Annotated in this window: 5 protein-coding genes; all 5 read left to right on the forward strand. The window is 65.0% G+C overall.

The features are described 5' to 3' along the window. The 5 genes from BG61_RS24955 (at window position 1) to BG61_RS24975 (ending at window position 5522) form a co-directional block, all read left to right on the forward strand. Complete coding sequence (locus BG61_RS24955; RefSeq protein WP_035934131.1) at window positions 1–786, forward strand: carbon-nitrogen hydrolase family protein; 786 nt, start codon at window positions 1–3, stop codon at window positions 784–786. A 276-nt stretch (window positions 787–1062) separates the two neighbouring features. Next, a complete protein-coding gene (locus tag BG61_RS24960; protein ID WP_035934133.1) occupies window positions 1063–1842 on the forward strand; it encodes an acetoacetate decarboxylase in 780 nt (259 codons plus the stop codon). A 19-nt stretch (window positions 1843–1861) separates the two neighbouring features. Next, a complete protein-coding gene (locus tag BG61_RS24965; protein WP_035934135.1) occupies window positions 1862–2644 on the forward strand; it encodes a 3-hydroxybutyrate dehydrogenase in 783 nt (260 codons plus the stop codon). A gap of 10 nt (window positions 2645–2654) precedes the next feature. After that, on the forward strand, window positions 2655–3932 hold the full coding sequence (locus BG61_RS24970; protein WP_035934136.1) for a DUF3734 domain-containing protein: 1278 nt from the start codon (window positions 2655–2657) through the stop codon (window positions 3930–3932). A 147-nt stretch (window positions 3933–4079) separates the two neighbouring features. Further along, entirely contained in the window at window positions 4080–5522 is a 1443-nt protein-coding gene (locus BG61_RS24975) for an MATE family efflux transporter (RefSeq protein ID WP_063741121.1), read from the forward strand. Window positions 5523–6016: the final 494 nt, after the last annotated feature.

A 6016-nucleotide genomic window follows, 5' to 3' on the forward strand; every position in this document is an offset into this window, starting at 1 on the left:
ATGACTACCGCAACGATCGCCTACGTGCAGTGGCCCGACAACCTGCTTGCGCACGGTCCCGAGTGGGACGCGATACGGCGCTCGGTCGATGCCGCCCGCGCCGACATCCTCGTCACGAACGAGATGCCGTTCGGCCCGTGGGCGGCGCAACATCCGGCCTTCGATGCGGCCGCCGCCGCACGCTCCGTCGAACTGCACGAGAAGGCGCTCGCCGCCCTCGGCGATCTCGGCGCGGGCGCGGTGATCTCGTCGCGCCCGGTCGCATTCGACGGCCGCCTTGCCAACGAGGCCTTCGTGCTCGAAGCGGGACGGTACCGCTGCCTTCATCACAAGCAATATTTCCCGCAGGAAGCGGGTTTCTTCGAGGAAGCGTGGTATGCCGGCGGCACGCCGGGTTTCGAGTGCATGCAGATCGGCGCGGTGAAAGTGGGCGTGCTGCTCTGCACGGAACTCTTCTTCAACGAACATGCGCGGCATTACGGACGGCAAGGCGCCGATGTCATCGTGACGCCGCGCGCGTCGGGTACGTCGCTGCACCGGTGGACGACGGCGGGCGCGATGGCGGCCATCGTGTCGGGAGCGTGTTTCGTCAGTTCGAACCGGCGCGGCGTCGCCGCGCTCGGACAGACCTTCGGCGGCTACGGCTTTGCGATGTCGTCTGACGGTCAGCTTACGGGGCACACGAGCGACGAAGCGCCGCTCGTCATCGCGACGATCGACCTCGAACGGTCGCGCGAGGACAAGAGACTGTATCCGTGCTATGTGAAGGAGCTTCCGGCACCCTGAGCCGCATCGCATACGGGCAATCTCTCCTCGAAGCCGTGTCGGTTACGTGACTGTTCGCCACGCAGTGACGCGTGCGTCGTCGCAGTGCAACAATCTTTTGCGTAATTGGATCAAATGATTCCGCGGCTGTCTTCGATGCCCCTCTGAGCCGCGCCGGGCGGTCGTTGCGCGGACTCGGGCCGCGTCCGCGCCGGACAGTTTATGACACGGTGGCCGTTGAAGACATTTCACGATTGCCACTACCATCTGCGTTCGCCAACCACATGGACGACCGCCGTGACCGCAGATGAAATCCGCAAGAACGCCTTCGCGATGCCGGTGCACAACCCGGCATACCCTCGTCCCCCGTTCCGGTTTTTGAACCGCGAGTACTTCATCATCTCCTACGAGACGGACCTCGACGCGCTGCGTGCCGTCGTGCCGGAACCGCTGACCGTCGACACCGGACTCGTCCATTACGAGTTCATCCGCATGCCGGATTCGTCCGGCTTCGGCGACTACACGGAAAGCGGCCAGGTCATCTCGGTGATCGACGAAGAGGGACGCAAGGCGAGCTACACGCATGCGATGTATCTCGACGACGAAGGCCCGATCGCGGGCGGACGCGAAATCTGGGGCTTTCCGAAGAAGCTCGCGACGCCGCGCCTGTCGGTCGACGGCAAGGACACGCTGCTCGGCGTGCTCGACTACGGAACGCAACGCATCGCGACCGGTTCGATGGGCTACAAGTACCGTCCGCTCGATCTGGAAGACGAGCGCAGGAAGCTCGCCGATACGCCCAACTATCTTCTGAAGGTGATCCCGCACGTCGACGGCTCGGCGCGCATCTGCGAGCTGGTGCGCTTCTTCCTGCGCGACGTGACCGTGCTCGGCGCATGGGAAGGTCCCGCTGCGCTCGAACTGCATGCGCATGCGCTCGCGCCCGTCGCGGCGCTCCCCGTGAAGAAGGTCGTGGGTGCGCGGCATGTCGTCGCGAATCTCACGCTCGATATCGGCGAAGTCGCCTACGACTACCTCGCCCCGGCCGAAGAGCTCAAGCTCGCGGTCAACCAGTAATTCAACAAGGAAAACACTCATGTCGTTGCAAGGAAAAGTCGCGCTCGTGACGGGCGCTGCAAGCGGAATCGGTGAACAGTGCGCGCGCAAGCTCGCTGCGCAGGGCGCCGCGGTCGTGATCGCGGACCTGAACCTCGCGAACGCGCAGAAGGTTGCAGGCGATATCGAAGCTTCGGGCGGCAAGGCGCTCGCCGTGTCGATGGACGTGACGAGCGAGGAAGCCGTCGAAGCGGGCATCGCGCAGGCCGTGAGCAAGCTTGGCGGCATCGACGTGCTGGTGTCGAACGCGGGCATCCAGATCGTCAATCCGATCGAGAACTACGCGTTCGCCGACTGGAAGAAGATGCTCGCCATTCATCTGGACGGCGCGTTCCTCACCACGAAAGCCGCGATCCGGCACATGTACGCGTCCGGCAAAGGCGGCTCGATCATCTATATGGGCTCGGTCCATTCGCACGAGGCCTCGAAGCTGAAGTCGGCGTATGTCACCGCCAAGCACGGCCTGCTCGGCCTCGCGCGCGTGGTCGCGAAGGAAGGCGGCCCGCGCGGCGTGCGGGCGAACGTGGTGTGTCCGGGCTTCGTGCGCACGCCGCTCGTCGACAAGCAGATTCCCGAGCAGGCGAAGGAGCTCGGCATCACCGAGGCGCAGGTCGTGAAGGACGTGATGCTGAAGGAGACCGTCGACGGCGAATTCACGACGGTGGACGACGTCGCCAACACGGTGGCGTTTCTCGCGGGCTTCGAATCGGCGGCGCTGACCGGGCAGTCGATCGTGGTCAGTCACGGCTGGTTCATGCAATAAGGAGCCGACCATGCGCCGCAGTCAACGCAACAATCTCACGCAGCCGAACCATCTCGAACTGCCCGCCTACGACGAAATCGGTCTGGTCCTGCAAGGCGGCGGCGCATTGGGCTCCTATCAGGCCGGCGTCTACGAGGGGCTCGCCGAAGTAGGCGTCGAGCCCACCTGGATCTCGGGCATCTCGATCGGCGCACTGAACACCGCCATCATCGCGGGCAACGCGCCCGGGGACCGCGTGGAAGCGCTGCGCGGATTCTGGAACACCATCTGCCAGCCCGCCGATATGTTCGGCCACGTCGGCGCGCTGGTTCCAACCGTGTTCGGCCTGCCGGATGTCGCACGCAAGTGGTCGAGCATGTGGGCGGCCACCCGCGCGCTGACCGAAGGACAGAAGGGTTTCTTCGCGCCGCGCGTGCCGGTGCCGATCGCGGGCCTCGCGAAGAAGCAGCCGAACCAGGTGAGCTTCTACGACACGGCCGCGCTGCGCGAGACGCTCCTGCGCTACGCGAACTTCGATCGCATCAACGACGGCGACGTGCGCGTCTCGGTGGGCGCGGTGAACGTGCGCACGGGCAATCTCGTCTACTTCGACAACACGAAGATGCGCCTCGCGCCGGAGCACTTCATGGCGTCGGGCGCGCTGCCGCCGGGCTTTCCGGCGGTCGAGATCGAGGGCGAGTACTACTGGGACGGCGGCCTCGTGTCGAATACGCCGCTCACCGAGATCATCAGCGAGTCGCAGCACAAGGACGCGCTCGTCTTTCAGGTCGATTTGTGGAGCGCGAGGGGCACGCTGCCGGGCGATCTTCTCGACGTCGCCGAGCGGGCCAAGGACATCCAGTACTCGAGCCGCACGCGCGCGATCACGGCGTTCGTGTCGCAGAACCAGAAGCATGCGCAGCTCATCAAGGAACTGCTGGAGCACATTCCGGAAAAGGTGCGGCGCACGCACCCGCTGATGAAGGAAGCGCAAAAGGCCGCGGATGGCGGCGTCGTCAACATCGTGCATCTCATCTACAAGGACAAGTTCTTCGAAGGCCACTACAAGGACTACGAGTTCAGCAACGACACGATGGGCGAGCACTGGACGAGCGGTCTCGAAGACATCCGCCGCTCGTTCGGCAACCCGCAATGGTTCGAGATTCCGAGCCGCGACCTTGGGTGCGTCACGCATGACGTGCATCGGTACGAACCTGCGCCGGCTGCTTCGGCCGATGAAGAGCGGGCTGTGCAGGCACGCTCCGAACCGGATGATGCAGAGGCGAAGGAGCTGACCGGCGCGGGTTAGGCGGGTGACGCGGGGGGCGGCCGGACACGTGGGGGCGGCGGCTGGAAGTATCCAGGCGAATCGGCATGCCGCCGCGTGCGCAGGTCGGGGTCGCCACACCCGCAAGCGTTCGTGCCATGATGCGGAAATCCAACCCTCCGCCGTGCCATGAACTCACGCGCCCAGACCTCGCCGGCCCGCTTCGTGACGGGCTCGACCATGCGACACGTCGTCGTGATGGCGGGCACGGGCGCGGTCGGCCTGATGGCCGTGTTCGCCGTGGATCTCGCGAACCTGTTCTACGTGTCGCTGCTCGGCGATACGGCCGTCGCGGCCGCGGTCGGGTTTGCCGGGACCATCAACTTCTTTCATGTCGCGATCTCGATCGGGATGACGATCGGCGTGAGCGCGACGACTGCGCGCCTCCTGGGCGCGGGGCAGCGCACGAAGGCGAGGCAGGTGGCATCCGCGAGTCTCGTCTTCGTCGTCGGTGTGACCGTGCTCATGACCGCGGCAACGCTGCTCCTGCTCGACCCGATACTCGACCTGCTCGGCGCGACCGGCGAGACGCGCGCCCTCACGCGCATGTTCCTGCACATCACCGCGCCCACCTACCCGATGCTCGCCATCGGCATGTGCACGGCGGCGCTCATGCGTTCGATCGGCGATGCGCGGCGGGCGATGTGGGTCACGTTGTCGGCCGCGATCGTGACGGCGGTGCTCGATCCGATCCTCATCTTCGGCCTTCACCTCGGCCTGGAAGGCGCGGCGATTTCCAACGTGATCGCGCGCATCGTGCTTGCCGCGGTCGGCCTGTACGGCGCGGCGACGGTGAACCGGCTGATCGGCCGCGTGCGATTCGCGCGCTCGTGGGGCGACGTCAGGCCGGTCCTGAAGGTGGCGTTGCCCGCGGTGCTGACCAATCTGGCGACGCCTGTCGCGAGCGCCTATGTCACGCATGCGATGGCGCGCTTCGGTCCGGCCGCGATCGCCGGGCAGGCGACGATCGACCGCATCACGCCGGTCGCTTTCGCGCTGATCTATGCGCTGGCGGGCGCGGTCGGGCCGATCATCGCGCAGAATCTCGGCGCCGGGCGCGCGGACCGCATCCGCGAGACGATCCGCAACAGCCTTGGGTTCGTGCTGCTCACGGTGGCGCTTGCGTGGCTCGTGCTGGCGCTCGTCCAGGACGGGCTGATCCGCGCGTTTTCCGCGCAGGGTGTCACGGCCACGATCATTGCCACGTTCTGTTCGTGGCTCGTCGCGAGCTATGCGTTCGTGGGGTGTCTCTTCGTCGCCAACGCGGCGTTCAACAATCTGGACCGCCCATTGCTTTCGACGTTGTTCAACTGGGGCCGCGCGACGCTCGGGACGCTGCCGTTCGTGGCGATGGGCGTTCAGCATGGGCCGATCGGCGTGCTGGTCGGGCAGGCGGCGGGCAGCGCGATCTTCGGATCGATGGCGATGCTGGTTGCGTGGATCGTCGTTGCACGATTGCCGATGGGGGATTGCGCTCGTCTCGCTGCCATGCAGGCGGATGAGCCTGCGGCTGCGGCGGTGAGTGTGCCCGGGGCCGCGGTCGGGAATACGGTTGCGCCCGATGTGCACTGAGATTTTGCGCTTCGCGCGACGGAGGGGTGTTCTGGGTGCCGCCTGGCGGGTTGTTCTCGCTGCGCCTGCCGTTGTCTCACGCGCATTGATGTCCTTCAGCTTCTACGAATGAAATTCCCTTTGGTATTGCTCGATTAGCTTCGCCCAAGGTGGTCGCTGACGCTTGGGTCTGGTGTTTTTTGAACCGTTTGATGCGCTTCGGCTTCTGTGAAACTTGCTTTCCTATTGGTCTATTAGCACGCCCCTGTGCGGGGCGGCAGTCACACAGGGATTTCGCTGGCGCTCGGGGTTGTGGTTTACGCCGTTTGATGCGCTTGCGCTCCTATGAAACTTGTATTGGCTTTGGTTTATAAGCTTCGCCCCTGTGCGGGGCAGCAGTCACTTTCTTTGCTGCTGCAAAGAAAGTAACCAAAGAAAGCAGCTATGGGGTAAGCGGTATTAGGACGTGACCACGTTCGAGCCTTTCTGAGTGGCCCGACCGCAGGAGTGTCCAC

It is taken from the genome of Caballeronia glathei, from assembly GCF_000698595.1.
Classification (GTDB): Bacteria; Pseudomonadota; Gammaproteobacteria; order Burkholderiales; family Burkholderiaceae; genus Caballeronia; species Caballeronia glathei.

Coding starts and splice junctions, on each gene's coding strand:
- BG61_RS24975 (WP_063741121.1), top strand. CDS start 4,080: ATGAACTCACGCGCCCAGACCTCGCCGGCCCGCTTCGTGACGGGCTCG.
- BG61_RS24970 (WP_035934136.1), top strand. CDS start 2,655: ATGCGCCGCAGTCAACGCAACAATCTCACGCAGCCGAACCATCTCGAA.
- BG61_RS24955 (WP_035934131.1), top strand. CDS start 1: ATGACTACCGCAACGATCGCCTACGTGCAGTGGCCCGACAACCTGCTT.
- BG61_RS24965 (WP_035934135.1), top strand. CDS start 1,862: ATGTCGTTGCAAGGAAAAGTCGCGCTCGTGACGGGCGCTGCAAGCGGA.